Origin of the sequence: Nocardia lijiangensis NBRC 108240 (genome assembly GCF_001613045.1) — a bacterium.
Classification (GTDB): domain Bacteria; phylum Actinomycetota; class Actinomycetes; order Mycobacteriales; family Mycobacteriaceae; genus Nocardia; species Nocardia lijiangensis.
In genome coordinates this window covers 1-18,463 of sequence record NZ_BDBP01000050.1, presented here as the reverse complement: position 1 = coordinate 18,463, position 18,463 = coordinate 1, and the positions used below count along the sequence as shown (strand labels likewise).

At 68.8% G+C, this 18,463-nt stretch carries 18 protein-coding genes; 7 read left to right on the top strand and 11 right to left on the bottom strand.

Annotated elements, in window-relative coordinates; all coding sequences use genetic code 11:
• Positions 1-79: 79 nt before the first annotated feature.
• The 3 genes from NL1_RS19510 to glgP all read right to left on the bottom strand — a co-directional run bounded on the left by NL1_RS19510 (position 80) and on the right by glgP (position 4,863).
• On the bottom strand, positions 80-622 hold the full coding sequence (locus NL1_RS19510; RefSeq protein WP_067841358.1) for a DoxX family protein: 543 nt from the start codon (positions 620-622) through the stop codon (positions 80-82).
• 121 nt (positions 623-743) lie between these two features.
• Positions 744-2,105 carry an NCS2 family permease gene (locus tag NL1_RS19505; RefSeq protein WP_067841356.1) on the bottom strand — a complete coding sequence of 454 codons (1,362 nt, stop codon included), beginning with the start codon at positions 2,103-2,105 and terminating at the stop codon, positions 744-746.
• Between the two features lie 142 nt (positions 2,106-2,247).
• Entirely contained in the window at positions 2,248-4,863 is a 2,616-nt protein-coding gene (gene glgP, locus NL1_RS19500) for an alpha-glucan family phosphorylase (RefSeq protein WP_067841354.1), read from the bottom strand.
• On the opposite strand from glgP, the gene NL1_RS37730 reads away from it, so the two are divergent.
• Positions 4,854-5,087 carry a hypothetical protein gene (locus NL1_RS37730; RefSeq protein ID WP_156094951.1) on the top strand — a complete coding sequence of 78 codons (234 nt, stop codon included), beginning with the start codon at positions 4,854-4,856 and terminating at the stop codon, positions 5,085-5,087. The genes glgP and NL1_RS37730 overlap by 10 nt on opposite strands.
• Before the next feature lie 67 nt (positions 5,088-5,154).
• On the opposite strand, the gene NL1_RS19490 is transcribed toward NL1_RS37730, so the two are convergent.
• Entirely contained in the window at positions 5,155-5,622 is a 468-nt protein-coding gene (locus NL1_RS19490; RefSeq protein ID WP_307623222.1) for a VOC family protein, read from the bottom strand.
• A 64-nt stretch (positions 5,623-5,686) separates the two neighbouring features.
• Between NL1_RS19490 and NL1_RS19485 the strand changes: the two genes are divergently transcribed.
• Genes NL1_RS19485 through glgB form a run of 4 tightly spaced genes read left to right on the top strand, consistent with a single transcriptional unit; the run spans position 5,687 to position 11,199 of the window.
• Positions 5,687-6,286, top strand: a complete 600-nt coding sequence (locus NL1_RS19485) for a TetR/AcrR family transcriptional regulator (RefSeq protein WP_067841349.1) — start codon at positions 5,687-5,689, stop codon at positions 6,284-6,286.
• 54 nt (positions 6,287-6,340) lie between these two features.
• Positions 6,341-6,982, top strand: a complete 642-nt coding sequence (locus NL1_RS19480; RefSeq protein WP_067841348.1) for a LysE family translocator — start codon at positions 6,341-6,343, stop codon at positions 6,980-6,982.
• A 39-nt stretch (positions 6,983-7,021) separates the two neighbouring features.
• Positions 7,022-9,025: an alpha-1,4-glucan--maltose-1-phosphate maltosyltransferase gene (locus NL1_RS19475; protein ID WP_067841426.1), complete on the top strand. Its 2,004-nt coding sequence runs from the start codon at positions 7,022-7,024 to the stop codon at positions 9,023-9,025.
• Positions 9,022-11,199 (top strand): 1,4-alpha-glucan branching protein GlgB, encoded by a 2,178-nt coding sequence (glgB, locus tag NL1_RS19470; protein WP_067841346.1) that lies wholly within the window; start codon positions 9,022-9,024, stop codon positions 11,197-11,199. The genes NL1_RS19475 and glgB overlap by 4 nt, the downstream gene beginning before the upstream one ends.
• A 226-nt stretch (positions 11,200-11,425) precedes the next feature.
• Here glgB and NL1_RS19465 read toward each other — a convergent pair whose 3' ends face one another.
• The 3 genes from NL1_RS19465 to NL1_RS19455 form a co-directional block, all read right to left on the bottom strand.
• Positions 11,426-12,268: a tetratricopeptide repeat protein gene (locus NL1_RS19465; RefSeq protein WP_067841345.1), complete on the bottom strand. Its 843-nt coding sequence runs from the start codon at positions 12,266-12,268 to the stop codon at positions 11,426-11,428.
• 61 nt (positions 12,269-12,329) lie between these two features.
• A complete protein-coding gene (locus NL1_RS19460) occupies positions 12,330-12,698 on the bottom strand; it encodes a DUF3817 domain-containing protein (RefSeq protein ID WP_373862575.1) in 369 nt (122 codons plus the stop codon).
• A 115-nt stretch (positions 12,699-12,813) separates the two neighbouring features.
• Positions 12,814-13,992, bottom strand: a complete 1,179-nt coding sequence (locus NL1_RS19455) for an acetyl-CoA C-acetyltransferase (RefSeq protein ID WP_067841341.1) — start codon at positions 13,990-13,992, stop codon at positions 12,814-12,816.
• A 131-nt stretch (positions 13,993-14,123) separates the two neighbouring features.
• On the opposite strand from NL1_RS19455, the gene mce reads away from it, so the two are divergent.
• Entirely contained in the window at positions 14,124-14,597 is a 474-nt protein-coding gene (mce, locus tag NL1_RS19450; protein ID WP_174553436.1) for a methylmalonyl-CoA epimerase, read from the top strand.
• Positions 14,598-14,683: 86 nt separating this feature from the next.
• The gene (locus tag NL1_RS19445) at positions 14,684-15,685 is read left to right on the top strand and encodes a coiled-coil domain-containing protein (RefSeq protein WP_067841339.1); all 1,002 of its coding nucleotides are present in this window, start codon (positions 14,684-14,686) and stop codon (positions 15,683-15,685) included.
• 103 nt (positions 15,686-15,788) lie between these two features.
• Here the strand turns inward: NL1_RS19445 and NL1_RS19440 are convergent, their stop codons facing one another.
• The 4 genes from NL1_RS19440 to NL1_RS19425 form a co-directional block, all read right to left on the bottom strand.
• Positions 15,789-16,088, bottom strand: coding sequence for an Rv1322 family protein (locus NL1_RS19440; protein ID WP_067841337.1), 300 nt, complete (start codon positions 16,086-16,088; stop codon positions 15,789-15,791).
• 89 nt (positions 16,089-16,177) lie between these two features.
• On the bottom strand, positions 16,178-16,891 hold the full coding sequence (locus tag NL1_RS19435; protein WP_067841335.1) for an endonuclease/exonuclease/phosphatase family protein: 714 nt from the start codon (positions 16,889-16,891) through the stop codon (positions 16,178-16,180).
• Positions 16,892-16,907: 16 nt separating this feature from the next.
• The gene (gene nucS, locus NL1_RS19430) at positions 16,908-17,600 is read right to left on the bottom strand and encodes an endonuclease NucS (RefSeq protein ID WP_067841333.1); all 693 of its coding nucleotides are present in this window, start codon (positions 17,598-17,600) and stop codon (positions 16,908-16,910) included.
• Between the two features lie 54 nt (positions 17,601-17,654).
• On the bottom strand, positions 17,655-18,227 hold the full coding sequence (locus NL1_RS19425) for a hypothetical protein (RefSeq protein ID WP_156094950.1): 573 nt from the start codon (positions 18,225-18,227) through the stop codon (positions 17,655-17,657).
• Between the last annotated feature and the right edge of the window lie 236 nt (positions 18,228-18,463).

The window sequence follows — 18,463 nt, the reverse complement described above, 5'->3', positions numbered from 1 at the left end:
CGACGCGGCACCCCGAGGTGTGACAAACGAAAAGCGGCGCGGCGATCGAAATCACCGCGCCGCCTTGTCAGCGCTGCACTCAGAGCACCCATTTGAGGATCAGCGTGAGAACACCGGTGGCAACGGCGAGCACCACCGCGCCCGCACCCCACACGAAACCCTTGCGCTCCCACGGACGTCCGGCGTCCAGCGAGAACTTGCCCGGCCCGGTAAAGCCCAGCGTGGCGGCCACGGTGCCGAAGAGCAACGCCATCTCCCAGCCGCCCTGCCCGAACAGGCCGGGGCCCCAGGTGGCGTTGATCGCGTTGAGCATGGTGCCGAGCACGATGGCCGCCGCCAGCGGGGTGAGCACACCGGCAACCAACATCAGACCGCCGACGATCTCGGTCAGACCGGCCAGGGTGCCGAACAGTTCGCCCGGGTTGTAGCCCATCTTCTCGAAACTCGCCTGAGTGGCCTCGAGCCCGTAGCCGGAGAACCATCCGAACAGCTTCTGTGCGCCGTGCGCCGAGAGCAGGCCGCCGAAGACGACCCGCAGGATCAGCAGCCCGATATCGCTCGAGACGCCGTCGAGCGGGCTGGTGGTCTTGATACTCGGCACAGCCGTGGAGTTCGTGGTCATGCTGGTTCCTCATCCCTGCAAGCTGGTACTGGACACGATCGTCAGTTTCGGCAACTAATCGGACCGCGGTCCGATTATCGCACAGTTCGTCCCAACCCTGCGTTCACGGGATCCATTCCGGCTACTCCGCCAAGAAGAAGAAATAGCCGAGGAAGATCACCAGCAGCGCCCACATGGCGGGATGGATTTCCTTGATCCGGCCGCGCGCGACCATCACCACGGGGTAGAAGATCATGCCCATGGCCAGCCCGTTGGCGATCGAATAGGTCAGCGGCATCATCACGATGGTGATGAACGCGGGCACCGAGTACTCGAGCCTGTTCCAGTCGATCTCGCCGAGCGAGCGCGCCATCAGGATGCCGACCACGATCAGCGCGGGCGAGGTCACCTCGGGAGAGCCCGCGACGACCGCGAAGATCGGATAACAGAACATCGCGAGGAGGAACCAGCCCGCCGTTGTCACCGCGGTCAACCCGGTCCGGCCGCCCGCCGAGACGCCCGCCGTGGATTCCACGTAGGCGGTGGTGGTGGAGGTGCCGATGACGGCGCCCGCCATGGTGCCGACCGAGTCCGCGGCGAACGCGCTCGCGGCGCGCGGCAGCTTGCCGTCCATGTCCAGCAGCCTGGCCTGGTTGGCCACGCCGATCAGCGTGCCCGAGGCGTCGAAGAAGTCGACGAACAACATGGTCAGCACGACGACAGCCATCTGCGCGGTGAACGCGTCGGGCAGGTGGATGATGGCCTGCCCGAAGGTCTCGTCGAGACCGCGCGGCAGCGCCGCGACGCCGCTCGGCAGCTCCACCAGCCCGGTGACGATGCCGAGCCCCGCGGTGAGCACGATGCCGTAGAGCACCGCGCCGTGCCAGCCCTTGACCAGGAACACCACGGTCACCAGCAGGCCGAACAGAGCGAGCAGGGTGGTGCCCGCGGTGAAATCGCCCAGCTTGACGAAGGTCGCCTCGCTGGAAGTGACGATGCCCGCGTTCTTCAGGCCGAGAAACGCGACGAACATGCCGATACCCGCGCCCACCGCCAGCTTCAGTTGCAGCGGAATGGCATTGAGGATCTTCTCGCGGACCTTGGTGACGGCCAGCACGAAAAAGATGACGCCGGACAGAAAGGTCCCTGACAGCGCGACCTGCCACGGGATGCCCATGCCGAGCACCACCGAGAACGCGAAGAACGCATTGAGCCCCATACCGGGCGCGAGGGCGATCGGATACCGCGCCCACAGTCCCATCACCAGGGTGCCGAACAGCGCGGCCACGGCGGTGGCGGTGAACACCGCCTGCATCGGGATTCCCTTGTCGCCCAGCGCGCCTTCGTCACCGAGGATCGCGGGATTGACCGCGAGGATGTAGGACATGGCCAGGAACGTCACCGTGCCGGCCATCACCTCGCGGCGCATCGTCGAGCCGTTCTGGCTGACGCCGAAGTACTTGTCGAGGCGTCCCCGGGTACGGGTCAGCACGTCGGTGGCCATGGGTTCTCCAGTCCTGGCGGTCGAACAAGGGGATGCCCAGGCACGTTAGCCGACGATTCACTGAACGACGGAGCCGGAACGTGCTCCACCGCTCGAGGACACACGTGACGATGGTCACCCACGCTTTCCCGCCGTCACGGGATCAGGCGCGGGGTGCGACCACCAGACCGAGTTCGGCGTCGGAGGCGAGCAGGTCGTTGTGCGGCAGCACGCGGACGGTGTAGCCGACGGCGCCCGAGACCGGGAGCGGCGTCTCCACCCCGAAGTACTCCACGCCGGAATCGGTTCCGCGGTGCGTCATCGGAATGGTGGCGACATCGGACAGCTCGTCGGTGGACGAGACGCGGCCGAGCACCGCCTGCACCACCACGTCCGACAGGCTCAACCCGCCCAGGTCGATGCGCGCGGTGAGCGACAGCGGCGCACCGATGACCGGGGTGTCCGGCAGTCCGGCGCTGTCCACCTGGATCACCTTCACCGACGGCCACGCCGCCGCGACGCGCGCCCGGTACTCCGCGGCCGCCCGCGCGCCCGCGAAGTCGTCGGCCGCCGCACGCTGGAAGGCGCGCGCGGCCGGTCGGTAATACTCCACCGCGTAGTCCCGCACCATGCGGGAGGCCAGCACCTTCGGGCCGAGGGTCTGGAGGGTGTGCCGCACCATCTCGACCCAGCGCACCGGCATGCCCGCGCCGTCGCGGTCGTAGAACCGCGGCGCGACGGTGCGTTCGAACAGGTCGTAGAGCGCGGCGGCCTCCAGATCGTCGCGGCGGTGTTCGTCGGAGACACCGTCCGCGGTGGGAATCGCCCAGCCGTTCTCGCCGTCGTACATCTCGTCCCACCAGCCGTCTCGGATGGAGAGATTGAGCCCGCCGTTGAGCGCGGACTTCATGCCCGAGGTGCCGCAGGCCTCCAGCGGGCGCAGCGGATTGTTCAGCCACACATCGCAACCCCAGTACAGATACCGGGCCATCGACATGTCGTAGTCGGGCAGGAAGACGATGCGGTGGCGCACCTCGGGGTCGTCGGCGAACCGGACGACCTGCTGGATGAGCGATTTGCCGCCGTCGTCGGCGGGGTGGCTCTTGCCAGCGACGACCAGCTGCACCGGCCGCTCGGGATGCAGCAGCAGGGCGCGCAGCCGATCCGGGTCGCGCAGCATCAGGGTGAGGCGCTTGTAGGTCGGGACGCGGCGCGCGAAACCGACGGTCAGCACGTCGGGATCGAAGACCTGGTCGATCCAGCCCAGTTCGGCCGAGGCGGCGCCGCGCTCCAGCCAGGACGCGCGCATCCGGCGGCGCACCTCGGCGACCAGCGTGGCGCGCAGGGTGTTGCGCGTGGACCACAGTTCGCCGAGATCCACATCGCGCAGCCGTTCCCAGCCGCGCGCCTCCTCGACCAGCTCCGCGCCGATGAGCTCGCGCGCCTTGTCGAGCCATTCGCGCGCCGCCCAGGTCGGGGCGTGCACGCCGTTGGTGACCGAGCCGATCGGCACCTCCTCCGGATCGAAGCCCGGCCACAGCGGCGCGAACATCCCCCGGCTCACCTCGCCGTGCAGCCGGGACACGCCGTTGGCGCGCTGGGCCAGCCGCAGACCCATGTGCGCCATGTTGAACACCGAAGGATCGGCCTCGCGGCCCAGCGCCAGGATGCGGTCCACGGAAAGCTTCGGCAGCATGGCCGATTCGGTTTCCCCGTGCCCGCCGCCGAAGTAGCGGCGCACCAGCGGCATCGGGAACCGGTCGATGCCCGCGGGCACCGGGGTGTGCGTGGTGAACACCGTCCCGGCTCGCACGGCCGCCAGCGCGGTATCGAAATCCATTCCGCCCGCGACGTATTCGCGGATCCGCTCGACGCCGAGGAAGCCCGCGTGACCTTCGTTCATGTGGAACACGTCGGGATCGGGCAGGCCGGCGGCGCGGGTGTAGGCGCGCACCGCGCGCACGCCGCCGATGCCCGCCAGGATCTCCTGCTTGATCCGGTGGTCCTGATCGCCGCCGTAGAGCCGGTCGGTGACGGCGCGCAGCTCCGGATCGTTCTCGGCGATATCGGAATCCAGCAGCAGCAGCGGCACCCGGCCGACCTGCGCGATCCACACCCGCGCCCGCAGCACCCTGCCGTCCGGCATCGCCACGTGGACGAGCACCGGCGAGCTGGATCCATGGCGGCGCTCCCGAGGCCCGTCGCTCGCGCCGTAGTCGCTGGTGAGCAGGCGCAGCGGCAGGCCCTGCGGGTCGAGTGCGGGATAGTGCTCGATCTGCCAGCCGTCCGAGGACAGCGACTGCCGGAAGTATCCGGAGCGGTAGAGCAGGCCGACGCCGATCAACGGCAACCCCAGATCCGACGCGGCCTTGAGGTGATCGCCCGCAAGGATGCCGAGTCCGCCGGAATAGTTGGGCAGCACCTCGCTGACGCCGAACTCCATCGAGAAGTAGGCGATGCCGCGCACGCCGTCCTCGTCGCTCTGGCGCTGGAACCAGCCGGGACGGCCGAGGTACTCGCGCAGATCCGCCACGGCAGCGTCGACCCGTCCGGTGTAGTCCGCGTCGGCGGCCAGCTCGTCGAGCCGGGCGGCGGGCACCTCGCCGAGCATCCGCACGGGATCGTGCCCGACCTCGCGCCACAGCTCGGGATCGAGTTCCCGGAAGAGATCCTGCGTGGGCCAATGCCACGACCAGCGCAGATTCGTGGAGAGCTCGCCCAGGGCCGCGAGACGCTCGGGCAGATGGGCACGGACGGTGAATCGACGCAATGCCTTCACTCCGCGAACCCTACCGAACGCCGCGCACCTCGGTCGCCCCGACGCTGGGACCCTCGATCGTCCCGGCACTGGACCCGTCGGCAGCCTTGGCACTGGACCTCTCGATCGCCCGGGCGCTGGGCCTTTGGGACGCACGGGTGCTGGGACCCTCGATCACCCCGGCGCTGAGCCCCTCGGCAGCCCCTGCGCTGGACCTGTTGGCCGCCCCAGCGCTGAGCCCCTGAATCACCCCGGCGCTGGGCTCCCGAACCGGCCCCGGCGCTGAGCCCCCAAACCGCCCGGCGGTGTGGCTCACCGTTCGGCGAACTTCTCGGCGACGTACTCGGCGCTGAACTGATCGGCGTACTCCGCGCTCGGCGGGATCTCCATGATCACGTCGATCAGCACGCCGCTCGGATCGGTGACGATGAAGTGACGCTGGCCGAAGTCCTCGGACCTGATCTCCAGTTCGGCGGGCAGCCCGCCCCGCACGACCAAGCGCTCCCATTCCGCGTCGACGTCGTCGACCTCGAAGTTCAGCAGCAGCCCCTGCACCGGCTTGCGGTGGGCCTCGGGCACCGTCGGGTGCGTGTAGTCCAGCAGCGCCAGCTCGTACTCGGGCTCGTCGGCGCCACCGCGGCGACGCAGGCTGATGTACCAGTCCGCCTCGAAGGTGATCTCGAAACCCAGCCACTCGGTGTAGAAGTCGCGCGATTCCGCGAGAGGGGTGGTGCCGATGACGGGGTAGAAGCTGCCGAGTTTCATGACCGGACCTTTCACGTACCGATGGTATGTGAAGTAAGGTAGTTCGCATACCGATGGAATGTCAACGGGAAGGTTTCCGATGCCGAGCACCCTGCGCGCGCAGCAGCGCGAAGAGACCCGGCGCGCCATGCTGCGCGAGAGCAGACGGCTGTTCGCCACGAAAGGCTATGGGGCCGTTGGCCTCTCGGAGATCGTCGCGGCGACCGGGGTGACCAAGGGCGCGCTCTACCACAACTTCGCTGGCAAGACGGAGCTGTTCCGCGCCGTGCTGGAACAGGTGCAGCAGGAGGTCGGCGAACGGGTCGCCGCGGCTGCCGATCCCGCGGCCGACGCCTGGGACCAGCTGGTCTCCGGGTGCGAGGCCTTCCTCGTCACCTGCACCGATCCCGAGATCCAGCGCATCATGCTGATCGACGGCCCCGCGGTGCTCGGCTGGCACGAGTGGCGGGCCATGGACGAGGCCAACTCCGCCCGCCATCTCGGCGAGGCGCTGCACTTGTTGATCGAGACCGGCGTGCTGGCGCCGCAGCCGATCGCCCCGCTGACGCACTTGCTCTCCGGCGCGATGAACGAGGCCGCGCTGTGGCTGACCACGGCATCCGAACCCGACGCGCTCGACCAGACCACGGCCGCCCTGCGCAGGCTGCTCGAGGCCCTGCGCGACCACCCCGCCCGCTGAACCGCCGCCGCGAATCCGCTGGCCCGACCGCGACCGGCATGACAGCATCGGCTGATGCCGCACTGGGTCGACGTGCTTCCCGAATTCCTGCTGGCCTGCCTGGCGCTCGCCGCGCTACCCGGCCCGGCGACGGCCCTGTTCCTGCAGCGGTCGGTGCGCGACGGCCGCCGAGCCGGGCTCGCCGCGGTGGCGGGCAACGAGATCGGCGTGTTCGGCTGGACCCTGGCGGGCGGGGCCGGACTTTCCGTCCTGCTGGTCGCGAACGCCGTGCTGAACACCACCGTGCACGTCCTCGGCGCGGTGGTGCTGATCTGGCTCGGCGTGCAGGCGTGGCGCGGCGCCCGCCGCGACGACGAGTTCGGCTCGGCCATGACGACGCTGCTGCCCTCCGGACGCACCCCCGCCTCGGCCTTTCGCGCGGCGTTGCTCTCGATCGCCGCGAACCCCAAGGCCGCGGTGTTCGGCCTGACGATCCTGCCGCAGTTCCTGCCGAGCAGCGGGCCGGTGCTGCCGACAGTCCTGATCCTCGCCTCGATCCAGCTGGTGATCGACACCGCGTGGTGCGTCGGCGTGGTCTTCGCCGCCGACCGGGCGGGCGGCTGGCTGCGCCGCGCGCGTATCCGGCAGCGAGTGGAGCGGGCGCTGGGCGCCCTGCTGGTGGCGCTCGGCCTCGGCCTGGCCGCCGACGCCCGCTGAATCCGCGCCATCACCATGGCACCGGGTAGGTTGGTCCACGTGACCGGCCGCATCGCCATCGATGACACCGCCCCGTCCATCCCCGGCGGCCGCCCGGCCAAGGCGGTGGTGGGCGAGGTGTTCCCGGTGCGCGCCGTGGTGTGGCGCGAGGGACACGACGCGGTCGCCGCCACCCTCACGGTGCGCGCTCCCGGAGCATCACGGGCCACCCGAATCCGGATGACGCCGGAATACGAACCCGACGTCTTCAACGCCACCTTCGTCCCGAACCTGCCCGGCGCGTGGACCTTCCGTGTGGAGGGCTGGAGCGATCCCATCGCGACCTGGCGGCACGCGGTGGAGGCCAAGCTCTCGGTCGGGCAGAGCGCCGCCGACCTGGCCAACGATCTCGAGTTCGGCGCCCGGCTGTTCGAGCGGGCCGCGCAGGCCCTGCCCAAGGCGACGTTCCAGAAGCTGCGCGCGGTGGCCGCGGCGTTGCGCAGCGACGAACAGCTGCCCGCCCGCGTCGCCCCGGCGTTCGGCGAAGAGGTCGCGGAGATCCTGCGCGCCACGCCGCTGCGCGAACTGGTGACCCGGGGCCCGCAGCACACCGTGCAGGTCGAACGACACCGCGCGCTGTACGGCTCGTGGTACGAGTTCTTTCCGCGCTCCACCGGCGGCTGGGACGCCGAAGGCCGGCCCGCGCACGGCACCTTCGCCACCGCGACCAAGGAACTCTCCCGTATCGCGTCCATGGGTTTCGACGTGGTGTACCTGCCACCCATCCACCCGATCGGCGAGGTGAACCGCAAGGGCCGCAACAACTCACTGACCGCCGAACCCGGCGACGTCGGCTCCCCCTGGGCGATCGGCTCGAAGGACGGCGGGCACGACGCCGTGCACCCGGCGCTCGGCACCGAGGCCGATTTCGTCGAATTCGTCGCCGCCGCCGGGCAACTCGGCATGGAGGTCGCCCTCGACCTGGCGCTGCAATGCGCGCCGGACCACCCCTGGGTCGCCGCGCACCCGGAGTGGTTCACCACGTTGCCCGACGGCACCATCGCCTTCGCCGAGAACCCCCCGAAGAAGTACCAGGACATCTACCCGGTCAACTTCGACAACGACGCCGACGGGCTCTACGCGGAAGTGCTGCGCGTCGTTCGGCACTGGATCGGCTTGGGCGTCAAGATCTTCCGTGTCGACAACCCGCACACCAAGCCCGCCGACTTCTGGGAATGGCTGATCGGCACCGTGCGGCGCACCGATCCGGACGTGATCTTCCTGTCCGAGGCGTTCACCCGCCCGGCCCGCCTCTACGGCCTGGCCCGGCGCGGATTCAGCCAGTCCTACACCTATTTCACGTGGCGGGTGGCGAAGTGGGAGCTCACCGAGTTCGGCAACGAGCTGGCCGCCAAGGCCGACGAGGCCCGCCCCAACCTGTTCGTCAACACCCCCGACATCCTGCACGAGAGCCTCCAGCACGGCGGGCCCGGCATGTTCGCCATCCGCGCCGTGCTCGCCGCCACCCTGGCTCCGACCTGGGGCGTGTACTCCGGTTTCGAACTGTACGAGCACCAGGCGCTGCGGCCGGGCAGCGAGGAATACCTGGACTCGGAGAAGTACGAGCTGCGCCCGCGCCCGTTCGCCGAGGCGCTGGCACGCGGCGAATCGCTGGAACCGTGGCTGACCAGGCTCAACGAGATCCGCCGCGCCCATCCGGCCCTGCAACAACTGCGCTGCCTGCACTTCCACCACGTCGACAACGACGCCCTCATCGCGTATTCCAAGTTCGATCCGAGCAGCGGCGACGCGGTGCTCACCGTGGTGAACCTGAACCCCTACGGCGCGGAGCAGGGCTTCATCTCTCTCGATCTCCCCGCCCTCGGCCGTGAATGGCACGACCATCCCGTGGTCGTCGACGAGGTGAGTGGCGAGGAATACCACTGGGCGCAGACGAATTACGTGCGCCTCGATCCGGCCAAGGCGGTCGCGCACATCATCGCGCTGCCGCCGGTCCCCGCCCCCGCGCGACTGGAGCTGGCCTACCGGCGGTCGTTCCGATGACCCGCGTGGCCACCATCAACCGCCGCGATCTGATGCTGCTCGCGGCGGGCACCCATCACGACCCGCACACCGTCCTCGGCGCCCATCCGCACCCGGACGGGACGGTCGTGCGGGTGCTGCGCCCGCACGCGGACACGGTCGCGGTGCGCGTCGGCGGCGTCGACCATTCGCTGAAACCGTTGGGGTACGGGGTCTTCGCTGCGGTGCTGCCCTACCCGGATCTGATGGACTACCGCGTCGTCGCGACCTACCCCGGCGGACCGATCGTCGTCGCCGCCGACGGCTATCGCTTCCTGCCCACCGTCGGCGAACTCGACCTGCATCTGATCGGCGAGGGCCGCCACGAGCGGCTGTGGGATGTGCTCGGCGCCCACCCCCGCCGCTACACCACCCTGGACGGCGCGGTCGAGGGCACCTCGTTCGCGGTCTGGGCGCCGAATGCCCGCGGTGTCACCGTGATCGGTGATTTCGACGGCTGGAGCGGCAACACCGCGCCGATGCGTGCGCTCGGCACGTCGGGGATCTGGGAGGTCTTCGTCCCGGACGTCGGCGTCGGCACGAAGTACAAGTACCGGGTGCACGGCGCCGACGGACGCACCGTGGACCACGCCGACCCGCTCGCCTTCGCCACCGAGCATCCGCCCGCGACGGCCTCGGTCGTCACCGAGAGCCGCTACACCTGGCGCGACGCGGACTGGCTCGAACGCCGCGCCGCGACCGACCCCAACCGCGCGCCGATGAGCGTCTACGAGGTGCACCTCGGGTCGTGGCGGCCCGGGCTCGGCTATCGCGAAATGGCCGAGCAGCTGGCCGATTACGTGCGGGCGGCGGGCTTCACCCACGTCGAACTGCTGCCCATCGCCGAGCACCCGTTCGGTGGCTCCTGGGGCTATCAGGTCACCTCCTACTACGCACCGACGGCGCGCTTCGGCTCCCCCGACGACTTCCGCGCCTTCGTCGACCACCTGCACGGCGCGGGCATCGGCGTGCTGCTCGACTGGGTGCCCGCCCACTTCCCGCGCGACGAATGGGCGCTGGCCCGCTTCGACGGCACCCCGCTCTACGAGCACGCCGACCCGCGCCGCGGCGAGCAACTCGACTGGGGCACCTACATTTTCGACTTCGGCAGGCACGAGGTGCGCAACTTCCTCGTCGGCAACGCGCGCTACTGGATCGAGGAGTTCCACATCGACGGCCTGCGCGTCGACGCGGTCGCCTCCATGCTCTACCTGGATTACTCACGCCGGGAAGGCGATTGGGAGCCGAACGTGCACGGCGGCAGGGAGAACCTGGAGGCCGTCGACTTCCTGCAGGACCTCAACGACACCGTGCACCGCCACCACCCCGGCGTGATCACCGTCGCCGAGGAATCGACCACCTGGCCCGGCGTCACGCGCGGCACCGACGTGGGCGGCCTCGGTTTCACCATGAAGTGGAACATGGGCTGGATGCACGACACCCTCGGCTTCCTGCGCCGGGACCCGATCCACCGCTCCTGGCACCACAACGAGATCACCTTCTCGTTGATGTACGCCTGGAGCGAGAACTACGTGCTGCCGGTCAGCCACGACGAGGTCGTGCACGGCAAGGGCACGCTGTGGACGCGGATGCCCGGCGACGATTTCGCCAAGGCCGCGGGCGTGCGGGCGCTGCTGGCCTACATGTGGGCCCACCCCGGCAAGCAACTGCTGTTCATGGGCCAGGACTTCGGTCAGTTCCGCGAGTGGTCGCACGATCGCGGCCTGGACTGGGCGGAACTGGACAATCCCCTGCATTCCGGCATCGCCGCGGCGGTCCGCGACCTCAACTCGGCCTACCGTGCCCACCCGGCGTTCTGGAGTCAGGACACCACACCCGGCGGCTACTCCTGGCTGGAAGCCGACGACCGCGACCACAACGTGCTGGCGTTCCTGCGCTACGGCGCGGACGGGTCGGTAGTCGCCTGCGTGTACAACTTCTCCGGCTCGGTGCACGGCGAATACCGGGTCGGCCTTCCGGTCGCCGGCGAATGGACCGAGATCCTCAACACCGACGCGGCCGAGTACGGCGGTTCCGGCATCGGCAACTACGGCGCGGTGAAGACCGAGGAGATCCCCTGGCACGGCCGCCCGTTCTCGACGAGCGTCGCGCTCGCCCCGAACAGCGCCGTGTGGTTGGCGGGTCCGCTCGCCTGATCGCTCGCCCGCTGAACGACCGCCTTGATCGGCCTGTCCGAGTGACGGCCGCACTGATCGGCCGACCGGATCAGCCTGCCTGTTCGATCAGCGGGGCTCAACGCGAAGACGCCCGGGGCGCAGTCGCTCCGGGCGTCTGGGGATGTCGCTGAACTGGGTGCTTGGGCTTTGACGGATTCAGTAGCGCGCGGGTATTCGTCGCGACAGCGCGTGAATCGGTCGCCGATCAGTACAGCGCGGCGGCGAGCTTCCGCCGGGCCGCGACCACGAAGGGCTCGGCCTGATCGAACAACTCGAAGAGTTCGAGCAGCCGGGTCCGCGCCTTGGTGCGGTCGTCGCCCGCGCTGCGCTTGACGACATTGATCAGCCGGTCGAACGCCGCTTCCGGCTGCTGGTTGAGCAGTTCCAGGTCGGCGGCGTCGATGGCGGCATCGACATTCGCCGGGTCCTGGTCGGCGGTCGCGAGCGCCGAATCGGGCACCTGCTGGGCCCTGGTCAGGAAACGCAGCTGGCGCAGCGCGCCCTTGGCTTCCTCGTTGTTCGGCTCGGCGGCCAGGATCGCCTCGTAGGCGGCCTCGGCGCCCGCCATGTCACCGCGCTCGAGCGCGTCCTCGGCGGCGGTGAAGCGCGGGTCCTCCGCGGGTTGCGGCTCGCCTGCGCCACCCTCGAGCTTGCCGGCGACCGCGTCGACCACCGCGTCGAGCCACTGCCGGACTTGCGGCTCGGGCTGTGCGCCTTCGAAATCGGCCAGCGGCTGCCCGGCGGCAATGGCAATCACCGTCGGAATGCCCTGGACCCGCAGCGCCTGCGCGATGCGCATGTTGGCCTCGGCCTCGACAGTGGCCAGCTCCCACGCGCCGCCGTCGGCCACGACCAGCCGCTCCAGCGTCCTGACCAGCTCGACGCTGCCCGGGCTGCGCTGCGAGTACAGCGCGACGACCACAGGAACCTGCATCGACCTGCGCAGCACCTTGGCCTCGAAGTCCGTCTCGCCGACCGCGTAGTCGCCACCACCGGTCGCACCGGCGGGCGGCTGCTTCAGGCTGGACAGATCCACCGCTCCGGACATGGCGGCGGCGACGGCGGGCGAGGGACGGCGGGCGGCAGGTCGAGTCACGGTTTCCAGTCTGTCACGACGCGGCGCGAACGGCTTCCGCGGCGGGGGTCGCGTCGGCGTTGCTCAGCTCGCCCAGCTGGCCGGTGCGCACGGCCCAGATCTCGAAGACCACCGTGCAGAACGGCGGAATGCTGGACAGCAGCGCAAGGACGGTGGTCTTCCAGCTCCAGCTCAGCTCGCGCGCGGCGAGCAGCGAGGTCAGCACGAACAGGATGAAGATGGCGCCGTGCACCGGGCCGAAGATCTTCACGCCGATTTCATTGCCGGAGTCGGGGATGTACTTGAAGGCCATTCCCACCAGCAGACCCAGCCACGACAGCGCCTCGAGCACTGCAAAGAATCGGAATCTACCGGCGACGCTGCGCAGATCGAAGAAACCCATGCGCACCATTGTGCCGTATGCACTACGACGGGTCGTAGTTGAACCCGTCACACAACCGGCCCATCGAGCGTCGCGTCCGGCGCCGAAGCCACCGGACGCGACGCCCGTGCTGGAACTAGACCTTGATGATCAGCGCGTCACCCTGGCCGCCGCCACCGCACAGCGCGGCCGCGCCGACACCGCCGCCGCGGCGCTTCAGCTCCAGGGCCAGGTGCAGCACGATCCGGGCGCCGGACATGCCGAGCGGGTGGCCGATGGCGATGGCACCGCCGTTGACGTTCACCTTCTCGGTGTCGATGCCCAGCTTGCGGGCCGACGCGATGCCGACCGCCGCGAACGCCTCGTTGATCTCGATCAGGTCCAGATCGGCGGCCGAGATGCCCTCGCGCGCACAGGCCTTGGCGATCGCGTTGGCGGGCTGGTCCTGCAGGGTCGAGTCCGGACCGGCGACCACGCCCGCGGCGCCGATCTCGGCGATCCAGCTCAGGCCGAGCTGCTGCGCCTTCTCCTTGCTCATCACCACGACCGCGGCCGCGCCGTCGGAGATCTGCGAGGCGGTGCCCGCGGTGATCGTGCCGTCCTTGCGGAAGGCAGGGCGCAGCTTGCCGAGCGACTCCGCGGTGGTGTCGGCGCGGATGCCCTCGTCGGAGCTCACCAGGACCGGATCGCCCTTGCGCTGCGGCACCGCGACCGGGACGACCTCATCGTCGAACAGGCCGTTCTTCCACGCCGCCGCCGCGCGCTGGTGCGAGGCCGCCGCGAAAGCGTCCTGGTCCTCGCGGCTGACGCGGTCCGCGTCGTTGCGCTGCTCGGTGAGCGCGCCCATGGCCTGGTCGGTGAAGATGTCGTGCAGGCCGTCGTAGGCCATGTGGTCGCGCAGCGTCACATCGCCGTACTTGAAGCCCTCCCTGCTCTTTTCGAGCAGGTGCGGCGCCTGGCTCATGGACTCCTGGCCGCCGGCGACGACGATCTCGTACTCGCCCGCGCGGATCAGCTGGTCGGCGAGCGCGATGGCGTTGATGCCGGACAGGCACACCTTGTTCAGGGTCAGCGCGGGCACGTCCATCGGAATGCCCGCGGCCACCGCCGCCTGCCTGGCCGGGATCTGGCCCGCGCCCGCGGTGAGCACCTGGCCCATGATCACGTAGTCGACCTGCTCGGGCGCGACGCCGCCCTTCTCCAGCGCGGCCTTGATCGCGAAACCGCCGAGATCGGACCCGGTGAAGTCCTTCAGACCGCCGAGCAGCCTGCCGACCGGGGTGCGTGCACCGGAGACGATGACGGTTGTGGTCACGACGAGCCTCGCATTCGTTGGTGGAACCCCCGCGTCATCGCACGGGCGACGGCGCGGCGTCAAGAGTTGTACTCAACGGTAGCGTGTCCGTCCTCTGCGGCTTCCCTCAGGTTGGCGCTACCGTCGGAGTTGTGAGCAACGCAAATCAGACCTCCGAACTCATTCCTGGCGACTACGTGGTCGCGGTCGACCACGTCGGCGTCGCGGTCCCGGACCTGGACACCGCAATCGCCTGGTACTCCGAGAATCTCGGCATGATCGAGACCCACCGCGAGGTCAACGAGAGCCAGGGCGTGCACGAGGCCATGCTGTCGCTGCCCGGCGCACCGGACGGCGCGACTGCTCTGCAGTTGCTGGCGCCCCTCAACGCGGAGTCGACAATCGCCAAGTTCATCGATCGCAGCGGACCGGGCCTTCAGCAGCTGGCCTACCGCGTCACCGATATCGCGGCCGTCTCCGCTTATCTGCGCGATCGCGGTCTGCGTTTGCTGTACGACGCCCCGCGGCACGGAACCGCCGATTCCCGCATCAATTTCATCCACCCGAAGGATGCTGGTGGTGTGCTGATCGAGTTGGTCGAGCCGAGCCCGAATGTTACGCACTAGTATCAAGATCGGGGCCGAAAAACTCGTCCAGATCACATTCGCGGTCGAGTCACCATCGGCCCTCCATAGGCTGTAGTTTGTGTGCCATGTCGTCACCCGAGTCCGATCGCAATCGCTTCGTTGCACTGCCCTTCACCGTTGTGCGCAAGGGTTATGCGCAAGACGAGGTGCGTAATTACTTCGACCGCTTCGATGCCGAGCTGAGGGTCACCGCCACCGATCGCGATGCCGCTGCGGCGCAAGCCCGTAACCTCGCGAGCCAGTTGGAGGACGCGCGGGACGAGATCGACGAGCTCCGCAAGGAGGTCGACCGACTCTCGGTGCCGCCGACCACCGCCGAAGGCATGTCCGACCGCATCTCCCGCATGCTGCGGCTGGCCTCCGACGAGGCCTCCGAGGTCCGGGCCCTGGCCCAGGCCGAGGCCGCGGAAATGGTGTCGATCGCGGAGCAGCAGGCGACCGAGATGCGCGGCAAATACGAGTCGCTGCTCGCGGAGACCAAGGAGAAGCGCGAGGCGCTCGACATCGAGTTCGAGCAGACCCTGGCGAACGCACGCACCGAATCCGCGAAGATCATCGAAGCCGCTCAAGCCGAGGTCGAGCGCCTCGGTAAGGAAGCCGAAGCCAAGCGCAAGGCGACCCAGCAGGACTTCGAGGTCACCATGGCCGAGCGTCGCACCAAGCTCACCCGCGCCATGGAGGAGCTGGAAGCCACCAGCCGCGCCGAGGCCGCCCAGCGGATCAAGGATGCGACCGACGAGGCCAACCGCCTCATCACCTCCGCCACCCAGACCTCCGAGCGCAAGATCGCGCACGCCAAGGAACTGGCCGAGGAGATGCGCGTGCTGCGCGGCCGGGTGCTCGCCCAGCTGCTCGGCATTCGCGGTCAGCTCGACTCGGTGCCCGCGATGCTCGCGGCGGTCAACCGGGAAAGCGAACTGCTGGACGGTGTTCCGGAGCAGCGCAAGTCGATCGGCGGCAGCACCAAGTCGGTCGGGGCTCGCACTACCAAGGCGATCCCCGAGGTCGCCCACGACGACGAGGACTACGACGCAGAAGAGCGCGAGAACGCCGACATCGCCAACTGACGTCGGCTCAGGCGACGACGCAGTACCCGAACAATATTCACCCGAAGGCCGCTCCCGTCAGGGGGCGGCCTTCTTAGTTCGGCACGCTCGGTTGGCGGGCCGCTCAGGACCAGCGGCGGGTGATGCGGCGGGTCTGTCGGCCGTTCCAGCAGCCGCGATGCCAGTGCCTGCGGTCGTCCTCGCCGCCGTCAGCGGCCCAGGCGACGATGTGGGCGACGCCTGGCGGAATCTCGTGGTCGCATCCCGGGCAGCGGTAGGTCTTCGTGGCGCGCATGCCGGGGATCGTGCGGACGACATAGACCTCGTCGTCGTCCGGACCACGCTCGGTGCGACCGAACACGTCGCCCAGCGGGGCACTGTCGGACCCGGCCTGCTTGCGGGCATGCGGTTTCCGACGAGGCATGCGAACAAGCCTAATAGGCGGCGTGGGGCCGGACCCCAGTACGTCCCGCCGGGCACTACGCAGCCGCCTACCGCGTGTAACCCGCCGCCCTACGCGGTGATGACCGCGCGAACCGGATTGTGGTCCGACAGACCGTCGGCGCTGTCCACCGCAGCCTCGCGCACGCCGGCGCCGCAAGTGACCACGTGGTCGATGAACTGGGACTTGCTTCCGGTGGTTCGCGGGCGAGTCGGCAGCGCGTCCGCGGGCAGCTCCGCCACGGTGAAACCGGGGCCGAGCTCATCGCCAACGACCACCCGGTCGGCGTTGAAGTCGCCGAGCAACACAGCGGGACGCTCCGGATCGGACAGCGCCACCCCCGCCAGCGTCGACAGCTGCCGCCCACGCCGATCGTCCCCGGTGACGTGTGTGGCGACAACAGTCAGCCCGGACGTCACCACCGCCAGCGCGCCCTTGCCCGGATCATCGCCGAACGCCGCGGCGAACACCTTGCGCCCGGGATCGTCGACCACGAGCACCAGATACTCCTCCCGGTGCCGCAGCGTCGTCGGTACGCGCTTCGGCCGCGGCACCCGGGGGTAGCGCAGTGTGTGGATCGTGCGATCGGGCAGCCTGTCGCGCAGCGCCGCCAGCAGATCGCCGCTGACCTCTTGCAGCGCAATGATCTGTTCCTGGCGCTTCGCCACCCGGGCGACGATGGCGTCGATCCGCTCATCTTCGACGGGCCATCTGGTCGCGACGTCTTCGTACCAGTTCTCGGCGTGCACGCGGTGCAGCACGTTCCAGGTCGCAACGGTGATCATGTGGCGGTAACTCGGGTCAGAAGAGACGGAATTCGTTGCTCTCCGTGCCGCGCAGGGCATCGTAATCGAGTGTGAGGCAACGAATGCCACGGTCCTCGGCGAGCGTACGCGCCTGCGGCTTGATCTGCTGGGCGGCGAACACACCGGCCACCGGAGCGAGCAGCGGATCACGGTTCAGCAGTTCGAGGTAGCGGGTCAGCTGTTCCACGCCGTCGATCTCACCGCGTCGCTTGATCTCCACCGCGACGGTGGCGCCGTCGGCATCACGGCAGAGCAGATCCACCGGGCCGATAGCGGTCATGTACTCACGACGGACGAGGGTGTAGCCGGGCCCCAGGGTCTGCACGTGTTCGGCGAGCAGCTCCTGAAGATGGGCTTCCACACCGTCTTTCACCAACCCGGGATCGACGCCGAGCTCGTGCGACGAGTCGTGCTCCACGTCTTCGATGGTGATGCGTAGCTCCTCGCCCGCCTTGTTGGTCACCACCCACAGCGCCTTCGCGCCCTCGGGCAGTTCCGCGGCGGCCGCATCGCGCTCCTCCAGCCAGCACGGCGGGCTCATCCAGTTCAGCGGCTTGTACGAGCCACCATCGGAGTGAACCAGCACCGAGCCGTCTGCCTTGATCAACAGCAGCCTGCGGGCCATCGGAAGGTGAGCGGTCAGACGACCGACGTAATCGACCTGGCAACGAGCAATCACGAGGCGCACCCAAGCACTGTAGGCGACCGCCCCGCCGCACCCGCGCCCAACCCCCGACCCTGTTCAGCCAACCGCCAGAAAGCAGTTCACGAGACCGTTGGCTTTGTCGGCAAAGTTGTAGGCAGATCCCTGCCGGAATCGGGCGGCGTAATCATCGGGTGTCGCTGTCTTGCACTTCTCGACATCATCGGTGCCGGGCACCTGCCGAGCCAAGCGGACGGAGCTGGACATACAGTGCGAGTCGTAAACGAACGTCGCCCCCGTCTTCGTGTAGCAATTGCCGACGGTCAAGTTCGGCGCACCACACGAACGCGCGGTCACGAAATCACCGTCGTGATACCCGTGGGTGAGGATCGTTACCTGCGAGGGCTCGCAATCGACCTCTTTGCCGGTACCGGTCACGATCTCGGAGACCACGACCTTCGTGGTCGCCGTCGGTCGCGCGCAGTCCGCGACCTCGATCGGTCCCTGGAGCACGAGACCGGTTGCCTCCGTACACCGACCGACCTCGGGAAGCACGAGGGGCTCGCCGCTACGCGTGATCGAGCCAAGGCCGAATATCAGCGCCACTCCTGCGAAACCGCCCACCAATACCACTGCCCCTACGATGACCACGGCCATCAATGCGGGCGGCATTCGCTTGCTCGGCCGACGTCCGGGCGGATACGACGCCGGAGCGCCCGGACCGTATGCCGGGTTGTTCGGTGGATAGCCCCCGTAGTTGCTCATGATCCCCCCACTGTCGAGTTCAGGTCTCCCAGCGAGAGTGTAACGTCCCGAAACCGCCTGTGCTGAAAGGAATCTCGCCCGAAAGCGGAGGAAGGCAGTGAAATCCCGTGCGATTCATAGGAGTACGAAGAGCTTCTGCTCCG

What these genes read in the sequence shown, in the direction of transcription:
- NL1_RS19505 (WP_067841356.1), bottom strand. Translation starts at nt 2,105, where the DNA reads ATGGCCACCGACGTGCTGACCCGTACCCGGGGACGCCTCGACAAGTAC.
- NL1_RS19465 (WP_067841345.1), bottom strand. Translation starts at nt 12,268, where the DNA reads ATGTCCGGAGCGGTGGATCTGTCCAGCCTGAAGCAGCCGCCCGCCGGT.
- NL1_RS19435 (WP_067841335.1), bottom strand. Translation starts at nt 16,891, where the DNA reads ATGATCACCGTTGCGACCTGGAACGTGCTGCACCGCGTGCACGCCGAG.
- NL1_RS19425 (WP_156094950.1), bottom strand. Translation starts at nt 18,227, where the DNA reads ATGCCGCCCGCATTGATGGCCGTGGTCATCGTAGGGGCAGTGGTATTG.
- NL1_RS19460 (WP_373862575.1), bottom strand. Translation starts at nt 12,698, where the DNA reads ATGGGTTTCTTCGATCTGCGCAGCGTCGCCGGTAGATTCCGATTCTTT.
- NL1_RS19480 (WP_067841348.1), top strand. Translation starts at nt 6,341, where the DNA reads ATGCCGCACTGGGTCGACGTGCTTCCCGAATTCCTGCTGGCCTGCCTG.
- NL1_RS19485 (WP_067841349.1), top strand. Translation starts at nt 5,687, where the DNA reads ATGCCGAGCACCCTGCGCGCGCAGCAGCGCGAAGAGACCCGGCGCGCC.
- glgB (WP_067841346.1), top strand. Translation starts at nt 9,022, where the DNA reads ATGACCCGCGTGGCCACCATCAACCGCCGCGATCTGATGCTGCTCGCG.
- NL1_RS37730 (WP_156094951.1), top strand. Translation starts at nt 4,854, where the DNA reads ATGCCTTCACTCCGCGAACCCTACCGAACGCCGCGCACCTCGGTCGCC.
- NL1_RS19440 (WP_067841337.1), bottom strand. Translation starts at nt 16,088, where the DNA reads ATGCCTCGTCGGAAACCGCATGCCCGCAAGCAGGCCGGGTCCGACAGT.
- NL1_RS19510 (WP_067841358.1), bottom strand. Translation starts at nt 622, where the DNA reads ATGACCACGAACTCCACGGCTGTGCCGAGTATCAAGACCACCAGCCCG.
- NL1_RS19445 (WP_067841339.1), top strand. Translation starts at nt 14,684, where the DNA reads ATGTCGTCACCCGAGTCCGATCGCAATCGCTTCGTTGCACTGCCCTTC.